The sequence below is a fragment of the Streptomyces sp. NBC_00249 genome (assembly GCF_026342355.1).
Lineage (GTDB): Bacteria > Actinomycetota > Actinomycetes > Streptomycetales > Streptomycetaceae > Streptomyces.
Genome location: NZ_JAPEMV010000002.1, coordinates 247,628 through 264,439 on the forward strand (window position 1 = coordinate 247,628; position 16,812 = coordinate 264,439).

The following is a 16,812-nucleotide window of genomic DNA, read 5'->3' on the forward strand; positions in this document are numbered from 1 at the left end:
GTCACTCAGGGTTGTCGGCGAGCGACCTCGCCGCCCTGACGCAATGCGCCTGCACCGCGCGGGCGTAGGCGGGCGACGCGCCCGCCAGACCGCACGACGGGGTGACCACGACGGACTCGGCGAGAGTCTCCGGGGCCAGTCCCAGCCTGCGCCAGAGCTTCCTGACACCCATGACGCTACCGCCCGGGTCTGACAACGGGCCGTCGGTGCCGGGCACCACTCCGGCGAAGAGTTTCGTACCGCCCTCGACGGCTTCGCCGATGGTGTCGTCCTCGCGCTCGGTGAGCAAGGAGAAATCGAACGAGACGCCCGTGGCGCCGGCCCTCCGCAGCAGTCCGAAGGGGACCTCGGGGGCGCAGGAGTGGACGATCACCTCACCCTCGTGCACCGCGAACAGGTCGCGCAGCGTGCTCTCCACGACCTGCCGGTCGACGGCCCGGTAGGTCCGGTAGCCGCTGGCGGAGCGGATGCGGCCGAGCAGGACGGCGGTGAGGGAGGGCTCGTCGTACTGGAGGACGATCTCGGCGCCGGGGATCCGCTTGCGCACGTCGGCCAGGTGCTCGCGCAGGCCCTCGGCGAGGGATCCGGCCAGGTCGCGGCAGGCGCCGGGGTCCTGGAGCAGCGCCTCGCCGCCGTGCAGTTCCAGGGCCGCGGCCAGCGTCCAGGGTCCTACGGCCTGCACCTTGAGCTTGCCGGTGTACCCCTGGGTGAACTCCTCCAGCGCGTCGAGGTCCTCGCCGAGCCAGGAGCGGGCCCGCCGGGTGTCGCGTCCCGGCCGGTCGCTGATCCGCCAGCCGCTGGGCTCGACGTGCGCGTACATGTCGACGAGCAGCCCCAGCGAGCGGCCGATCATGTCGGCGCCGGGGCCGCGGGCGGGCAGCTCGGCGAGGTAGGGGAACTCCTCGAAGGAGCCGGTGACGGTCTTGGCGGCCTCGCGGGCGTCGCCGCCGGGCAGCGATCCGACGCCGGTGGCCCCGGCGCTCATCGGCCGGGCCTGACGGTCAGGTCGTTGACCTCGGCGTCGCGCGGCAGGTCGACGGCCATGAGGATGGTGGTCGCCACCGAATCCGGGTCGATCCAGGCGTCCGGGTCGTACTCCTTGCCCTCCTGGGAGTGCACCTTGGCCTGCATGGGGCTGGCGGTGCGGCCCGGGTAGACGGAGGTGACGCGGATGCCGTTCGGCTTCTCCTCGGCGCGCAGGGAGTCGGCGAGGGCCTTCAGACCGTGCTTGGAGGCTGCGTAGGCGCCCCATTCGGCGTGGGCGGTGAGGCCGGCGCCGGAGTTCACGAAGACGACGGTGGCCTTGGAGGCGCGCAGGGTGGGCAGCAGCAGCCGGGTCACCTCGGCGGGGGCGATCAGGTTGACGTTGAGCTGCTGGTGCCAGGTCTTGGGGCGCAGCTCGCCGACGGGTCCGAGGTCGACGATCCCGGCGATGTGCAGGAGGGAGTCGATCCGCTCGGGGACCGGCTGCTTGGAGAAGGCCCACGACAGCCGGTCGGGATCCGCGAGGTCGCCTACGAGGGTCCGCGCGCCGGGGTAGCGCTCGACGAGCTGCCGGGCACGGGCGGCGTCGCGGGCCAGCAGGACGAGGTCGTCGCCCCGGGCGTGCAGGCGGGTCGCGACGGCGGCGCCGATGCCGGATCCGGCGCCGGTGATCAGGTGAGTAGCCATACGGTCATGCTCGCATCCGGGGCGGGGGACGCGCCGCCAGGTCAGCGCCCGGCGGCCGCGCGCAGTCGGGCGGCGGTCCGGGAGGCGTCGTAGTCGGCGGGGACTCCGTCGACGAGGACGGCCTCGCTGGGGACGTGGTCGGTGCGCAGCGGGAGGATGGCCTGGTAGGCGGGCGAGGCGTACCAGGCGCGGGCGCTCTCGATGTCCGGGAAGCCGATGACGACGACCGTCCCGGGGAAGGGGCCCTCCATGACCTCGACCTCCTGGCCGTGGACGAGGAAGCGGCCGCCGAAGGGGTCCATGGTGGCCTGGATCTCCTCGATGTAGCGCAGGACGTCCTCGTGGGGGTTGTCGTGGTCGGGGCGGATGTGGGCGATGGCGTACGCGGTCATGGCGTCTCCCCTGTCGGGCGGTGGCCGGCCCGGTGTTCCGGGCCGTTGCTCCGAGCCTGTCAGCGGGCCGCCGCCGGGTCGATTACCCGTGAGGTCATGCCGGGGCGGGCTCGGCCGGGGCGGGCTCGGGCTGGGCGGACTCGGCATGGCCGGGGCCGTGGAAGGTGCGCCGGTAGGCGATCGGGGAGACGCCGAGGGCGGTGCGCATGTGCTGGCGCAGGGAGTTGGCGGATCCGAAGCCGGAGCGGTGCGCGACCAGGTCGACGGGCAGGTCGCTGGACTCCAGCAACTGGCGGGCGATCTCGAGCCGTTGGGCGGTGAGCCACTGCACGGGGGTCATGCCGGTCTCGTCGCGGAACCGCCGGGTGAAGGTGCGCAGGCTCATCCGGGCGTGGGCGGCGAGCTCGGCGAGGGTGACCGGCTCGGCGAGGCGTTCCAGGGCCCAGGCGCGGGTGGCGGTGGTGGTGGCGACGGTGGGTTCGGGGACGGGCCGGTCGATGTACTGGGCCTGGCCGCCGTCGCGCCAGGGCGGTACGACGCACATGCGGGCGGCGCGGTTGGTGACGGCGGCCCCGTGGTCCCGGCGGATCAGGTGCAGGCACAGGTCGACACCGGCGGAGACCCCGGCGGAGGTCAGGACGTCGCCGTCGTCGACGAAGAGGACGTCCTCGTCGAGGCGGACCCGGGGGTAGGCCCGACGGAACTCGGAGGCGAGGTTCCAGTGCGTCGTCGCGGGGCGGCCGTCCAGGAGTCCGGCGGCGGCGAGGACGTAGGAGCCGGTGCAGATCGAGACCAGGCGGGTGCCGGGGCGGATGCCCGCGATGGCCGCGGCCACCTCGGGCGGCAGCGGGCCGCCGTGGGCCAGCTCGGGCATGGCGTGGGTGGGCGGGACGATCACCGTGTCGGCGGTGGCGAGCGCCTCGGGCCCGGCGGCGGGCTGGAGGGCGAACCCGGAGTCGCTGAGCACGGGGCCGCCGTCGGCGGTGCAGACGACGACCTCGTACAGGGCCCCGCCGGCCTCGTCCACGGCGCTGCCGAAGACGCGGGAGGGGATCCCGAGCTCGAACGGGGGGAAGCCGGGCAGAGCGAGCACGGCGATCCGGTGCCGGGCCCGTCCGCCGTAACCCTGCGCCGCGGTCGTGGGTGGCGTACTCATCTCGGCCATGGCCAAATCCTGTCAGATCGTGGCCATCAGGCCAACACCACGCAGGTCGCACCCGGCCGATGCTGGAGGCACATCGGCGGCCGCACCCGGCCGTCGAGCGTTCGAGGAGAAGAAGACATGCGTGCTGTGGTCGTGAACGAGTGGGGCGGCCCCGAGGTCCTGGCCGAGACGGAGATCGAGCGGCCCGAGCCGGGCCTGAACGAGATCCTGGTGCGCGTCCACGCGGCCGGCGTAAACCCGGTCGACTGGAAGACGCGGGCCACCGGCGGCCTGATCACCTGGGGCGAGACCCCGATCGTCGGCTGGGACGTCTCGGGCACCGTCGAGGCGGTCGGACCCGGCGTGACCCTCTACCGCGCGGGCGACGAGGTGTACGGGATGCCGCACTTCCCGCGGCAGGCGGGCGGCTACGCCGAGTACGTGGTGGGCCCGGCCCGCCACTTCGCCCGCAAGCCCGCCGCACTGGACCACGTGGGGGCGGCCGCGCTGCCCCTGGCGGCGCTGACCGCCTGGCAGGCGCTGGTGGACACCGCCGGGGTCTCGGCAGGGCAGCGCGTGCTGGTGCACGCCGCGGCCGGCGGGGTCGGCCACCTGGCCGTACAGATCGCCAAGGCCCGGGGCGCGTACGTGATCGGCACGGCGAGCGCCGGCAAGCACGAGCTGCTGCGCGAACTGGGCGCCGACGAGGTGATCGACTACCGCTCCACGGACTTCGAGGACGTCGTCACGGACGTGGACGTCGTGCTCGACGGCCTCGGCGGGGAGCACGGGCAGCGCTCGCTGAAGGTGCTGAAGCCGGGCGGCCACCTGGTCACCCTGCCCTCGCCGGACGACGTGCCGGCCGTCGGCACGCAGGACGTGCACACCGGCTGGACGCTGGTGGAGCCCGACTACCGCGGCCTGGTCGAGATCGCGGCCCTGGTCGACGGGGGGAAGCTGCGCCCGGTCATCGACACGGTACTGCCGCTGGAGCGGGCCGCGGAGGCCCACGAGATCGGCGAGCGGGGCCGGACCACCGGCAAGATCGTCCTGACGGTCGCCTGAGCGCCGGGTTCATCCGGTCCTAGCGGACCGCGCCTCGCCACAGGAACGGTTCTTCCTGTGCGAACAGCTCCTCACGGCGCTCGTAACCGGGAAGGACCAGACCCATCTCCCGCCGGAAGGCAGGACCGTGCCCCGGCACCTTCACGTGGCACAGCTCGTGCACGAGGACGAAATCGACCAGGCTCGCGGGCAGCTGCATGACGGCCCAATGCACGGCGATCAGCCCGTCGGGGCCGCACGAGCCCCAACGCTCCCCGAGATCGTCAACACGCACTTCTGCCGGCCGCACCCCCATGCGGAGGGCGATCGCGGGCATGCGGGAGGTGAGCCACCGCTGCCCGCGCTCGATGTACCAGGCGGCCAGGGCCTCCGAACCGGCCGAAGGCGTGGCGGGCGCGGGAAGCTCCAGCCATCCGGCTCTCAGCCGGACCCGCGCTCCCTCCGCCTCCGGTACCGGTCTGAGCCGGTACCGGCGCCCCAGGTAGGCAAAGCTGCTGCCGCCGACGAGTTCCTTGACGGGCTCGGCGGGGCGGGCACGTCGGCGGCGGACCTCATCCGCGAGACGCGGCAGCCGGGAGCGTACGGCTGCGGCCACCGCGCGCGGATCCGCGTCGGCCGGTACGGCGAAGAGCACCTCCCCGTCCGGCGTGACGTCGATGCCCAGGGTCCGCCGCCGGGGGCGGGACTCGACGCGCCAGCTCCACCCCTCAGGGAGGGGTAGTGCGGCGATCGCCTGCTGGACCGAGGTGCTCACCCGGCATTCCTACCACCCGGCTCGGACAGTCGGGCGCGCCACGGTCTCAGCCGTCGTGGCGCGACGGGTAGCGCAGGAAATCGCCGTGCCGGTGCAGCGCGAGCTCGACCAGCAAGCCCGCGACCGGTCCGGTCGCCGACCAGTCGACGTGCAGTTCTTCCTCCAGGTAGATCCGCACTTCCTTGCGTACGCGGTCCTGCGCGTCCGGCAGCGTTGTGAAGTTCGGGGAGCGCACCAGCCCCGCGATCTTCCAGGTGACGTCGCGCGCCGCCTGGTAGAGGTCGGTCCCGTCCGGAACCAGCGACCCGCCCGCCGCGTCCAGCTCGCGGGCGAGCAGGGCGTACACCGGCCTCTCGGTCCAACGGTCGAGGCCCGCCCCCGCCTCCTGACCACCGTCCCGCTCGGAGGCGATGACCTCGTCGGCGAGCCCGGCCAGCGCTGCGGCGGCCTCCTCGAAGTCCGTTCCCATCCGCCGGATGACGGCCTCCAGGCGCTCGCTGAAGTCCTCGTAGCGCGCCCGGTCCGTCTCCAGCCGGGCCGTGATGTGGGTGTGGATCCGGCTGGTCAGGTACGAGATCCGGGCCCGCGGATCGGCGTTGGCTTCGACCCGCTCCATGAAGTCGGGCGCGCCCAGCTCCACCTGCGGGACGCGTTCCACGATGCCGTTCGCCTTGAGGTGCGAGGCGATCAGCGCACGCACCTTGGCCCCGTAGCGGCGCGGGCTGAACTGGTCCCGGCCGTCGAGGTAGCGGGCTCGGGCGAGGTACTGCACCTCCCCCAGCCGCCCGGCGAAGGCCTCGTACCGGAGCGCGAACGGCCGGGGCAGAACGGCGCCCAGCGCGTTGAAGAAGTCTCGGGCCAGTTCGTCGAACTCGCCCCGCAGCAGCGGGTCCTCCAGCGCCGCCAGCAGATCCTCCCGCTGCGCCTCATCAGCTAGCCGCCTCGCGCCCCGCTCAGCCAGGAAGTCGTCGAGGCGCTTGAAGAGGTCGGCGAGGAGTGCTTCGGCCGCCGCGTCGGTCTGGAGCCACATCCTGCCCGTAACCGGTTGTTCCGCATCACTGTCGGGGTCGAGGTGGTCGAAGGATACGTCGTCGTAGCCGAGGACGGCCTTCAGATGCGCCTCCTCGTAGTCGGTCATGGACTTCGCCAGCTCGGGCCCGACGCCGATGTAGTCCACCACCTGGCCCCAGTGCTTGTTGCGGTAGGGGCGGTTGGTGCGGGCGATGGCCTGGAGCAGGCCGGCGCCGAAGAGCGGCCGGTCGAGGTAGAGGACCTGTTCCACGGGCGCGTCGAAGCCGGTGAGCAGCATGGAGGTAACCACCAGGAATCCGAGGGGACGCTCGGCCTTTTCGTCGCGGGGCCGCCGCCCGGCCGCCTCGCGGTCTTCGCCCGCCCCGCCGTCCCAGGGGTCGTGGGCCGAGGTCCGGGTCCCCGTGCGCGCTCCTCCTCCGGGCCGTCCGTGCGTGTGGGCGGTCCAGGAGGGATCGTCGCTCGTCTCGAACGGATCGGGTACCTTCACCCCACGCCGAAAGCGGTCGATGTGCGCCGCCTGGCTGCTCGGCCGGGTCCACACGTCCCAGTCCTTGGGGTCCTTGCCCTTGCCCCGCTTCGGCGACGCCGAGATGACGGCGGCGGCCTCGACCTGCGCGAGGACGTCCCGGTAGCGCAGCAGCCGCAGGATGTCGACCTCGCCCTCCGGGGCGGGCGCGGGGTCGTGGGCGTCTCCGCCCAGCCCGTCGAGGTCCGCCACGAGACGGCTCAGCGCCTTCGAGATGGCCTCCCTGTACGCCACGGCGGCGCGCCGGGACACGGCGACGACCTGCGCGCCGAATCCGTCCGGCAGGGCGCCTGCCGCCCAGTGCCGCACCATGTGCTCGGCCTTCCTGGCGATCACCGCGGGCGATTCCAGGACCTCCTTCTTCCGCCCGAACCGCCGCAGCACCCGGCGCCTCTGCTCGGGATCGTCGGGGACGTGCGCGTCGAAGCCCGCGTCCAGAGCGGCCTTCTCCACCACCTCCAGGTTCACCTCGTGGGCCTCGTACCGTACGGGGACGACGGCCCCGTCGATCTCGGCGTCCCGCAGGGTGTAGGTGTCGGCGTACGAGCCGAAGATGTCCTCGGTGGTCTTGCGGGCCCCGCCGAGAATGGGCGTGCCGGTGAATCCGACCATGGCGGAGTTGGGCAGCATGGCGCGCAGCCGGGCGTGCTGCCAGGCGCTCTGGCCCCGGTGCGCCTCGTCGACGAGGACGACGATGTCGGAGCTGGCGTTCGCCACGCGGTTGTGGAGCCGGTTGCGCCCCTCGGGGTCCTGCGCAAGCACTTCGTCACGGCCGTCGTCGGCGCTGTCGTCCCGGCGAGCCTTCTGGAGCATGACGAGGACGAGGTCGGGGACGTCGAGGCTCAGGTAGCTGCGGGCGTACTTCACCGAGCGCGCCCGGTAGATCTTCTCTTCTGCGGCGGCCAGACTCTGGCGGATCTGCGCTTCCAGGTCCTTCCGGTCGGTAACGACCACGACCTTGTGGCGAGCCAGATCGCGGCTGCTGCGCAGGTAGCGGACGAGGAAGGCCATGGTGAGGGACTTGCCCGAACCCTGGGTGTGCCAAGTGACCCCGCCGCGCTGGTCGACGTCCAGGCCCCCGGCCAGGGCGGTGCGCCGGTCGCGCAGCAGCTTCGCGATCTTGTGGACGGCGCGGAACTGCTGGTAGCGGCCGACCACCTTGACCGTGCGCGGCCCGCGCCCCGCCTCGGTGGTGAAGTCCTTGACGAGGGTCAGCAGGTGGGCGGGCCGGAGCACACCGCCGACCAGGGTCTCCTGTGGGTGGAGTTCGCTTCGGCTGTCGGGGGCGGCTGCCTCCCTCCGCACCGTCTCCTGCCGGGCCGGGTAGACGGTCCGCCAGGGCGCAAAGTGCGCGGCCTCCGCACTGATGGTGCCGATCTCTGCGTGATCCCGGTCGGTGGCGACGAGCACCTGCGCGAAGCGCACGAACTCGGCGACGGGCTCGGGCGCCTCGACCCCCGCGTAGCCGATCACGTCGTCGACGGCCCAGTCGATCGCGAACCGCTTCTCCCCGGGGCTCGACAGCGGGGCCTTGCACTCGACGACCACCCAGGGCAGGCCGTTGACGAACAGCACGACGTCGGGGATCGCCGGGGTGGACTCGGGGCGCTCCACCTTGAACTGGGATACGGCGAGCAGGTCGTTGCCGGTGCCGGCGTCTCCGAGCTTGGGGAACTTCCCCTCCCAGTCGACCAGTCGTACGTGCTCGGGGTCTCCCTTGGTCCATCCCGGGAGCGTGCGCGCGTTGATCCCCTCCCGCAGCATCTGGGTAACGTCCAGATTCCCCGCGACTCCGCGCCCGGCCGGGGCCTGGCCGGGCGCGGTGCCGAGGAGTAGGGCGAGCAGGTGGTCCAGCTGGGCGGCCGTCAGCCAAGGCTTGCCGTGGGAGTCCGGGTTGATCCGTGCCACGGCGGCGCGGAACCGCTTGGGGTAGACCACCTCGGCGAACGAGCCGCGCCCGGACCGCGCCGGGTCGGTCACCGGCTTCCCCGGCGGCGCGCCCTGGAGGTGCTTCCACCCCATGGCGACCAGCTGGTCGATGAGCGGCCTCTCGACCTTGTCGTACTCCGGCTGCCCCATCGCTGGTCTCCCCGCCCCGTGTGCGTACGTCGCTCCCCGCCCCTGTCGAACCTCGAACAGGGGTAGGGGCCACTTTACCTACGGGGTTGGAGCGCGCCGGGGCCGTTGTTCAGGCCGCGAGAGCGGCGGCTGCCGGGGGCGGGGGCGCGTCGGGCCCGCCCTTCCCGGTCCGCAGCTCGAACCAGATGGTCTTGCCGCCGGTCCCGAACAGCTCCTCGTCGAGGCAGCAGCCGCCCCACTGGTCCGCGACGAGTTCGAGTATGGCCAGCCCCCGGCCGCGCTCGGCGTCCCAGGCGATCGCGGCCGGGGCCTCCATCGGGAACACCGAGCTGGAGTCGGAGACGCTGACCCGCAGCACGGGGCACATCCAGCGCAACCGCACGGAGGCGGGCCCCTTGGTGTGCCGGACGGAGTTGGTCGCGAGCTCGGAGGCCAACAGCTCGGCACGGTCCGCCAGTTCGTCGAGCCCGTGCGCGTCGAGCACGGCCCGCAGGGTGGTCCGCGCGATGCCGGGTGCGCGGGGGTCCCGGGGGAAGTGGAGCTCGTACTCCCAGGGTTCGGCGAAGCCGATCGGCGGGGCCACCGCCCCGCCCCGGTTCTTGTCCGTTTCGCGCGTCACGCGGGCACCTCCATGTGCGGCGTGAGGGATCTACGTCGGCCACGTGTCGCGTCGCCTTGCCCGTGTCGGTGGCTTGCCGTCCCGCCCTCCCCGCCTTGGGGGTTGAACGGTCGGTGCGCTTCCGCCTACGAGTCTGCGACGAGTGGCTTGCGTCACACGCTAGCCTCGAAACTAAAACCCGTGCTACCTCATTCACCGAAACGGGTAGTACTTCCGGTTCCGGATGGACGAGCACATACCGCTGTCGGCAAAATGTCCGCGCGAGCAAGGAGTTGACCCATGGCACCGAGGCATTACCCGACCATCCGACAGCGGCGCTTCGGAGCGGAACTGCGCCGCCTGCGGGAAGGCGCCGGGCTGTCCGCGCCGACTGCGGCGGAGCGCCTGGGCGCGGACCGCACGATGATCTCCAACATCGAATCGGGACGGTTCGGCATCAGCGAGGAGCGGCTCCGCCGCCTCGCAAGCATCTACGAATGCAACGACACCGGGCTCGTCGAAGCCCTGGCAACGATGACCGGAGGGCGCGCAAAAGGTTGGTGGGACGAGTACCGGGGCAAGATCCCGCCGGACTTCCTGGACGTGGCGGAATTGGAGCACCACGCCACAAGTCTGCGGACACTCCAGACGGCCCACATCCCAGGCCTGTTCCAGACGGAGGACCACGCACGGGCCCTGTTCGACCTGTTCGTTCCGGCACTGCCCCGGCTGGAATTGGAGCTACGGGTAGCCCACCGGCTGGCGCGGCACAGTGTGATCACGCAGGATCGGAGCGTGCCGTACGTGGGGTTGGTCCACGAGTCGGCCCTACGGATGCGCATCGGCGGCAGCCACGTCGCCAAGCGTCAGCTGATGCGCCTCCTTGACGAGAGCGAGCGGTCCAACGTCCGGCTCCTAGTCATCCCCTTCACCGCCGAAGGCTTCCCCATGGCCGGGGATACGGTGATGTACGCCTCGGCCGCGAACCCACATCTGGACACCGTAGAGGTGGACTCGCCGATCGGCGCGGTCTTCTTCGACACGCCGACGCAACTGGCCAACTTCCGGGAGCGGCTGGACTTGGTCGAACAGGTGACGTTGAATCCGGGAGAGTCGAGGGACCTCATCCTCGCCATCGCCGGAGATCTTTAAGAGGTACCGCCTTGTCCGAGTTGAGTTGGTTCAAGTCTTCGTACTCCGAGGCTTCTGGCAACGCCTGCGTCGAGGTCGCCGTCTGCGAGGGCGACGGCGTGGCGATCCGGGACAGCGTCTTCCCCAGCAGGGTCATCACGGCCAACAGAGCCGCGCTCGCGGCTCTGGTCGTCGGCGCACAGGCGTCACTGAGCGTCGCCTCGCGATAACGGGCGCTCCGGGTACCGGTCAGCCCTACGAGACGCGCACCCGGCCACTCAGCAGGTCTTCGACCAGACCCAGCTGCACCACTCGGAGCTTCTCGATCTGCCTGCCCAAAGCCTCATTGCGCGCGCGGACCGCACGCACCGGGCCCAGCAACCGCTCCTGTTCCGCGCGGGGCGGCACCGGAACCGACATGGCCTTCACCTGGGTTGAGTTGATGGACGCGAGATTCGTCGTCTGCTTGCCCACGCTCTGGAAATACGCTCGCCCAGCCGACGACGACGTGTAGAGCGCGAGGAAGTCGGGCGACAGCTCATCACCGCATCGCACGCGGAACACGTGGTTCTGATGCAGGCACGGGTCCAACCGGCCGTCCCACACCGCTCCACGCCCAAGCTTGTCGAGGTCGCCGCCCTCCGTGAGCAGCAGGTCCCCGGCACGGAGCGCGTACCGCTCGTACTGGGAACTCAGAATCCGGACGGTCTTGACCTCCGTCGTGTCGATTCGGCCGTCGAGGACGTTGGCCACTCTCAAATACGGCAACTCCACAACGCCATCACCGACCGGTTCGGACCCGAGTGTGACGCCGGCCGCGACCGTCGCTACGGACTCCAGCCGGCGAGTCAACCACTCGTCTGTGCCGCCGGACAGCGCCTGGGCTGATAGCGCTGCTTCCGCCACCTCGCACTTCGCCCTCACCCTCTCAATTGCAGCAATGCGTCGCTCGATCGCGATGTGGGCGGCAACGATGCGACACTGCTCGTCAAGTGGGACATCGGGCACCGGCAAACGCCGAATCTGTCCCTGGCCGATGTTCTTCATGCTGCCGCTCGTACCCGTGGCCAGCGACCGGATGCGCTGACGCAGCGACGGTTGGGCCAGCACGAGGGCGAGAAAGGTCGGATCAGCCACCGCCTCGTCCACGACAAGCCGCAGGGTCTTGTCGCTGAGCATCAGTCGTGGAGGAGGAGCTACCGCGACGCACGCGAGCCCGACGAGTTCCTCCGTGTTGGCCCGCGTCATGATGAGATCGCCGGGCCGTACCTCGTACCCCGGGTGAATCAGCGCCGTATCCCGTACAGCCTTGTTTTCCCGCGCGACGAACCGGCCGGACTGGATCGCGCTGACCTTGAGCACCCCCCACTCGCCCTGGCCAGCAGGTGTGTCATCCGCCATGGGGCTCTTACCGGCCTCAATGCGGCAGAGCAGATCGCCAAGCTCAACGTGCCCGAACCTGCTACCGCGCATAGCCAAGCTCCTTCAGCCACTCCCCGAACTCCCCCGCCGCGCCCGCACTTTCCGCCTCCAGGGCTTCCAGGGAGACGGCGTACTTGTCGGCCCACCGCCGCACCGACGCCACCAGTTCGCGGCGGCCGGCGGCCACCGACGCCGTAAGGCGGGTGGACAGGGCCTCGTCCAGGACGGACAGGGCCACGCGCTGGGCGCCGTCCGGCTCCGCCTTCGCCAGTTCGGCGGCGGCCTTCAGGTCGGGGAGGAAGCGCGCGTCCAGCGCCGAGCGCTTCTTCGACGCCGCCGCACGCTCCTTGCGGCGGCGGGTGACCTCGGATTCAAGGCGGGCCAGTTCCTCCGGGACGACCGGGGGGCGGTCCGAGGCGTCGTCCTCGTCCGTGTCCTCTTCGGGGTCCGACGTCGGGGGCTGGGCAGCAGCCAGTTCCTCCAGCGCCGTCTTGTAGGCGGCATCCGCAATGGCCATGGCCGCGTCCGCGCGGGCGACCTCGGCCAGGAACTCCGGGATCAGCACCCGGACCACCGGCTCGTCCATCGCGCGGCGGCGGTCGGCGGCGGATACGGAGGACTTCGCGCGGCCCCGGCCGCGTCCGCCGGAGGGCTCCTCCGCCTCCGGCGTGACCGGTTCGACCATGGTCTCCACCGAGTCGACCCAACCGTCGAGCACCCGCTCGTATCCGCCCGCCGCGAGCGCCTTGAGGTCGTAGCGGGTGACCGTCCACCAGTCGGCCATGATGCCGGCCGTCGTGTACTCGTCCAGCACGCCCGCCGCGCCGATCGTGTCCGTGAAGCCGGTCACGAGCTGTTCGCGCAGCACCATCAGGCGCTGGTTCTTGATCAGGGACTCGAAGTGGGCGGTCTGCTCCGACCACCACTTCTCGTACGTCCGGCGGAGCATCTCCTCCTTCGGCGCCGTCAGGTCCGGAACGCGGGCAGCCGTGGCCTCCGGGCCCTCCGCCAGGAAGTCGACGTACTCCTCGTCGTCCGCGCGCGCCGCGAAGAGGGCGGAGGAGTCGACGCCGTACGCGGCGAACAGCTCCGCCTTCGCCTCGATCTCGGACTTCGGCACCCCGCCGTACAGGTGGGCGCGGACGTCCTGCGGCTCGGCCGGCGGGGAGTTGTCCACCCAGCGGCGGATGTTCAGGTTGGCGTCGGCGGCCAGCAGGTCGTCGCGGCTCACCGCGCGCGAGTAGCCCGGCTCCTGGCGCCAGTGCCGGAAGACCGTGGCGATCTTCTCCACGTGCTCGGGGCCCAGCTCGTTCTGGTTGCGCGCGGACCGGAAGTCACGGTCGGCGTTGATAAAGAGGACCTTCTCCTCGCGGTCGCCGCGCTTGCGGTGCGGGGGCCGCAGGACCAGGATGCAGGCCGGGATACCCGTCCCGTAGAAGAGGTTGGGGCCCAAGCCGATCACGGCCTCGATGCAGTCGTCCTCCAGCAGCTTGACGCGGATGTCGCGCTCCTTGCCGCTGCGGAAGAGCACGCCGTGCGGCATGACCGTGACGGCCGTACCCCGGGCCTCCAGCACCGAGACCATATGCTGGACGAACATGAGGTCGGCCTTCTTGCCGTTCTCCGGGGTCTCGCCCCACTTCATGCGCCAGCCGTGCTTCTCGTCGGCCTCGGCGACGAGCTCGGCGTCGTAGTTCAGCGAGAAAGGCGGGTTCGACAGCACCTTGGTGAACGTCCTCAGGCGCCCGGCCGGGGTCAGGTGCAGCGGCTCGGTCAGGGTGTCGCCGTGCTGGAGGTCGAACTCGCGGATGCCGTGGAGCACCATGTTCATGCTGGCCATGGACCAGGAGGGGCCGTTCTTGTCCTGGCCGTTGATCGCGAGGTCGTCCGGTGATCCGCCGTGCTCCTCCACGTACTCGTGGGCCGCGATCAGCATGCCGCCCGACCCCGCACAGGGGTCGTAGACGCTGTCCCCGGGCTGCGGGTCGGCGAGGCGGACCATCATCCGGACGACCTCGCGCGGGGTGTAGAACTCGCCGCCGCGCTGGCCCGCCGAGTCGGCGAAGCGGGCGAGCAGGTACTCGTACGCTGCCCCCAGCATGTCGGGGAACTCGAAGTCCTCGTTGCGCAGGCGGTACAGGCTGAAGTGGCGGATGAGCGCGCGCAGCTCGGTGTTGGTGAAACGCGGCTTGGTGCCGACGATCTCGTTGAAGGAGATGTGCGAGGCAACGCCCGCCAGCCGGCTGTGGCTGCTCTGGAGGGCCACCAGGGCCTGGTCCAGGCTCTCGCCGACCTTGTCCACCAGCATGGACAGGCCCGGCAGGGGGTGGCCGGGCTGCTCCGGGTTCTCGTGCGGGCCCTTCCACCAGCGGGCCCGCGGCGGGACGTAGAAGATCCGCGGGTAATTGTCCGGGTCGTCGGCCCGCTCCACGGCCTTCGCCCGGTCACCGGTCCGCTCCAGGGCGCCCGAGTAGACCCGCTCCCACTCCGGCTGGAACTCGTCGGAGGAGCGCTTCAGGAACAGCATCCCGAAGATGTAGTCGCGATACTCCGAGGCGTCCATCCGGCCGCGCAGGATGTCGGCGGCGGAGAACAGATGCCGTTCCAGCTGGGGCAGTGTGATTCGGGCCACGCACCGGTCCTTCGTACGCCGTGGGAGTTTCGGGAGAACTCCGGAAGCGTAGTCGGGGAGGGGCACCTGAAGGAAACCGTCCGCTCAGCGGCGCCGGCCGGGCGTCTGGGTCTTGCGCGTCCCGATGCCCAGTGAGGCGAGCAGGCGCCACAGGTCGGTGGACGGGTCGCGCTTGAGCGGGTCGCAGCCGTCGCCGTGGCCGGAGCGGCGGTTCCACTCCTCGTACGTTTCGGTACGCGGGCCGGGGATCTTGGCGAGGCTGAGGTTCTTGGCGGAGCAGGTGCCGTGCGGGCACATCTCGACGAGCTTGCGGGCGTTGTCGACCGCCGTCTGCTCCTTGCCGAGGAGGGACTGCCCGCGCTGTCCGGCAAGGCCCTTGCCCCGGCCGCCGGATTTCTTGTCGTACTCGGTGAAGCCCTCGGCCTGCGGGTGCTTGCGCAGCCGGTCCTTGATGGTGCCGCTGCGGCCCTCCTCCTGGCTGGTGAACTGCTGGAAGTGCAGAAGCAGCCACAGCTCGATGGAGGGGTGCGACAGAGCCACCTGTACGCCCTCGCGGGCCGCCGTGCTCATGGCGTCCCGGATGGCACTGTCACGGTTGTCCTCGGAGTCCCGGTCGAAGAGTGCCCACTTCTCATCACGCGGGCTCGATGCCTGGGCGATCACGTGAGCGACGACCTGGTCCGGGCGAAGGCCCTTCTTGACCGGGGTGAATCGCAGGAAGAACTTCTCCCCAGGACCGTCACGGTAGGTGTCGTTGAGGAGCTTGATGTAGTCGTCTTCGGTCCTCTCGCCCTCGGCCGCGAGGTAGATGATCCGGGACGACTCGTCCGGGTAGGAGCCGAGGTCGCGCCGGAGGGCGCGGGGCGCCTCATGCCGACCCTTCCGCCGGTTGACGCGCCGGCTCTCCGCGGGTGGTCTGCTCACGCTGTCGTCGTCGCCTTCGGCTCCGGTTCCGTTTCCGTCTGCTGCGCGAGGCGCCGCTCCAGCACGGCGAGCTGGCGGGCGACCTCGCCCGTGGCCAGGCGCGGCACGCCGCCGTAGTGGCCGTGCAGGTAGCGGCGTTCCATGTTCTCGTCGTTGCGTGCCTTGCGGGCAGCGAGGAGCGGGTAGAGGGAGGACTCGCCGCTTCCCTCCTTGACCGCGATCCAGACCTGGTCCCGGTCGAGCGGGCGCTCCGTGACCGAGGGGCCGAGCAGGGTGGCGTCGTGCGTGGTGAAGACGAGCTGTGCGAGCTGCGGGTTGGCGTCCTCGTCCTGGAAGAGGCGTACGACCTCCGCCGCGAGCACGGGGTGCAGGCTGGAGTCCAGCTCGTCGGCGAGCAGCACCCCGCCGCCCTTCCTGTTCAGCATGGTCAGTAGAGGGCCGAGGAAGGCGAACCAGGCGTGGGTGCCCAGTGACTCCTGGTTCCAGAAGTCCAGCGGCCGGACGGAGCCGTCCGCGCCGCGGTGCAGGAGCTGGACGTCCCCGGTCTCGGGGTCGACTTCCACGCCCGTGACGCCGATGTCGGCCGATGCAAGCATCGTTACGAGGCGCTCCCGCATCTCCGCGCCGTGGCTGCCGGTCAGCCGCTCGCGTGTCCACGCCGTGCGCTCCACCACGTCCTTGCCGGTGGTCACGAGCCAGAGGTTGTCGCGGAACCATCGGTGGACGGCGGAGAGCTGGGGATGGTTGAGCGCCGCGCCTACGGTCAGGAAGAGGGCGTTCGGGCGGGTGGTGGCGACGAGGAGGTCCTTGAGGTCCTTGCGTCCGCTCAGGCCGGTGCCCGGGAAACGGAACTCGCCCCCGTCCGCCTCAGGCCTGTCGGCCTCGCGGTCGAACCACACCTGGCGCCGTCCGGTCGGGTACGCGTGGAGCCACTCACTCTCGACGCGGTCGTCCGAGAGCTCGAAGCCGTAGGTGTACCGGACTTTTTCGTTCCGGCCGAGGAGCAGCTCCACCTCGAAGAGGCTGGTGTCGTCGGATGCCTCGTCGGCCAGCGCGAAGGGCTCCCGGGGGACGGGGACGTCGGGATCCCGGTCCCAGTCGGCCAGGGATTCGAGGACCGCCCGCCGCATGAAGCGCATCGCGTCCAGGACGTTGGTCTTGCCGGAGGCGTTGGCACCGAAGATCCCGACAGCTGGGAGCACCGACACGGACTTGCCGTCAGAGCGGGTGCCCGTCTCGCGGGCGGTTCTCTCGTTGAATTCCGTCGCTACGAGAGAAAGCTCCTGCTCGTCTCGGATGGACCGGTGATTGGCCACCCGGAAGCTGAGCAACATGACCGACCTCCCAGTGAGGCGGGCTAGCGGTTCGCCGCCTTAGGCGCTTTCGTACGGGTAATCCGTACTGGGCACCCTAAGACCTGCCGGGCGAATGCGCCAGCGTAC

14 protein-coding genes are annotated in these 16,812 nt (G+C 70.9%); 3 read left to right on the forward strand and 11 right to left on the reverse strand.

All coding sequences use genetic code 11. The annotated features are described in order from the left end of the window. Window position 1: 1 nt before the first annotated feature. The 4 genes from OOK31_RS09940 to OOK31_RS09955 form a co-directional block, all read right to left on the reverse strand. Window positions 2-985, reverse strand: coding sequence for a methionine synthase (locus tag OOK31_RS09940; protein WP_267012061.1), 984 nt, complete (start codon window positions 983-985; stop codon window positions 2-4). Continuing rightward, entirely contained in the window at window positions 982-1,671 is a 690-nt protein-coding gene (locus tag OOK31_RS09945; RefSeq protein ID WP_267012062.1) for an SDR family oxidoreductase, read from the reverse strand. The genes OOK31_RS09940 and OOK31_RS09945 overlap by 4 nt, the downstream gene beginning before the upstream one ends. A 41-nt stretch (window positions 1,672-1,712) precedes the next feature. Continuing rightward, complete coding sequence (locus OOK31_RS09950) at window positions 1,713-2,063, reverse strand: DUF1330 domain-containing protein (RefSeq protein ID WP_267012063.1); 351 nt, start codon at window positions 2,061-2,063, stop codon at window positions 1,713-1,715. Between the two features lie 94 nt (window positions 2,064-2,157). After that, the gene (locus OOK31_RS09955; RefSeq protein WP_267012832.1) at window positions 2,158-3,219 is read right to left on the reverse strand and encodes a GlxA family transcriptional regulator; all 1,062 of its coding nucleotides are present in this window, start codon (window positions 3,217-3,219) and stop codon (window positions 2,158-2,160) included. Between the two features lie 126 nt (window positions 3,220-3,345). On the opposite strand from OOK31_RS09955, the gene OOK31_RS09960 reads away from it, so the two are divergent. After that, window positions 3,346-4,272: an NADP-dependent oxidoreductase gene (locus OOK31_RS09960; RefSeq protein WP_267012064.1), complete on the forward strand. Its 927-nt coding sequence runs from the start codon at window positions 3,346-3,348 to the stop codon at window positions 4,270-4,272. Between the two features lie 19 nt (window positions 4,273-4,291). Here the strand turns inward: OOK31_RS09960 and OOK31_RS09965 are convergent, their stop codons facing one another. The 3 genes from OOK31_RS09965 to OOK31_RS09975 form a co-directional block, all read right to left on the reverse strand. After that, window positions 4,292-5,026 carry a M48 family metallopeptidase gene (locus tag OOK31_RS09965; RefSeq protein WP_267012065.1) on the reverse strand — a complete coding sequence of 245 codons (735 nt, stop codon included), beginning with the start codon at window positions 5,024-5,026 and terminating at the stop codon, window positions 4,292-4,294. A 46-nt stretch (window positions 5,027-5,072) separates the two neighbouring features. Continuing rightward, entirely contained in the window at window positions 5,073-8,663 is a 3,591-nt protein-coding gene (locus tag OOK31_RS09970; protein WP_267012066.1) for a type I restriction endonuclease subunit R, read from the reverse strand. 109 nt (window positions 8,664-8,772) lie between these two features. Beyond that, entirely contained in the window at window positions 8,773-9,282 is a 510-nt protein-coding gene (locus OOK31_RS09975) for an anti-sigma regulatory factor (protein ID WP_267012067.1), read from the reverse strand. A gap of 279 nt (window positions 9,283-9,561) precedes the next feature. Between OOK31_RS09975 and OOK31_RS09980 the strand changes: the two genes are divergently transcribed. Further along, complete coding sequence (locus OOK31_RS09980) at window positions 9,562-10,413, forward strand: helix-turn-helix transcriptional regulator (RefSeq protein WP_267012068.1); 852 nt, start codon at window positions 9,562-9,564, stop codon at window positions 10,411-10,413. Between the two features lie 11 nt (window positions 10,414-10,424). Next, on the forward strand, window positions 10,425-10,622 hold the full coding sequence (locus tag OOK31_RS09985) for a DUF397 domain-containing protein (RefSeq protein WP_267012069.1): 198 nt from the start codon (window positions 10,425-10,427) through the stop codon (window positions 10,620-10,622). Between the two features lie 25 nt (window positions 10,623-10,647). Here OOK31_RS09985 and OOK31_RS09990 read toward each other — a convergent pair whose 3' ends face one another. The 4 genes from OOK31_RS09990 to OOK31_RS10005 all read right to left on the reverse strand — a co-directional run bounded on the left by OOK31_RS09990 (window position 10,648) and on the right by OOK31_RS10005 (window position 16,578). Further along, a complete protein-coding gene (locus tag OOK31_RS09990) occupies window positions 10,648-11,865 on the reverse strand; it encodes a restriction endonuclease subunit S (protein WP_267012070.1) in 1,218 nt (405 codons plus the stop codon). Further along, complete coding sequence (locus tag OOK31_RS09995; protein WP_267012071.1) at window positions 11,855-14,446, reverse strand: class I SAM-dependent DNA methyltransferase; 2,592 nt, start codon at window positions 14,444-14,446, stop codon at window positions 11,855-11,857. The genes OOK31_RS09990 and OOK31_RS09995 overlap by 11 nt, the downstream gene beginning before the upstream one ends. Before the next feature lie 84 nt (window positions 14,447-14,530). Next, window positions 14,531-15,370 (reverse strand): RloB family protein, encoded by an 840-nt coding sequence (locus tag OOK31_RS10000; RefSeq protein WP_267012072.1) that lies wholly within the window; start codon window positions 15,368-15,370, stop codon window positions 14,531-14,533. After that, window positions 15,367-16,578: an ATP/GTP-binding protein gene (locus OOK31_RS10005; protein ID WP_267012073.1), complete on the reverse strand. Its 1,212-nt coding sequence runs from the start codon at window positions 16,576-16,578 to the stop codon at window positions 15,367-15,369. Before OOK31_RS10005 ends, OOK31_RS10000 begins: the two co-directional genes overlap by 4 nt. Between the last annotated feature and the right edge of the window lie 234 nt (window positions 16,579-16,812).

Coding starts and splice junctions, on each gene's coding strand:
- OOK31_RS09950 (WP_267012063.1), bottom strand. CDS start 2,063: ATGACCGCGTACGCCATCGCCCACATCCGCCCCGACCACGACAACCCC.
- OOK31_RS09940 (WP_267012061.1), bottom strand. CDS start 985: ATGAGCGCCGGGGCCACCGGCGTCGGATCGCTGCCCGGCGGCGACGCC.
- OOK31_RS09980 (WP_267012068.1), top strand. CDS start 9,562: ATGGCACCGAGGCATTACCCGACCATCCGACAGCGGCGCTTCGGAGCG.
- OOK31_RS09990 (WP_267012070.1), bottom strand. CDS start 11,865: ATGCGCGGTAGCAGGTTCGGGCACGTTGAGCTTGGCGATCTGCTCTGC.
- OOK31_RS09945 (WP_267012062.1), bottom strand. CDS start 1,671: ATGGCTACTCACCTGATCACCGGCGCCGGATCCGGCATCGGCGCCGCC.
- OOK31_RS09955 (WP_267012832.1), bottom strand. CDS start 3,219: ATGAGTACGCCACCCACGACCGCGGCGCAGGGTTACGGCGGACGGGCC.
- OOK31_RS09970 (WP_267012066.1), bottom strand. CDS start 8,663: ATGGGGCAGCCGGAGTACGACAAGGTCGAGAGGCCGCTCATCGACCAG.
- OOK31_RS09960 (WP_267012064.1), top strand. CDS start 3,346: ATGCGTGCTGTGGTCGTGAACGAGTGGGGCGGCCCCGAGGTCCTGGCC.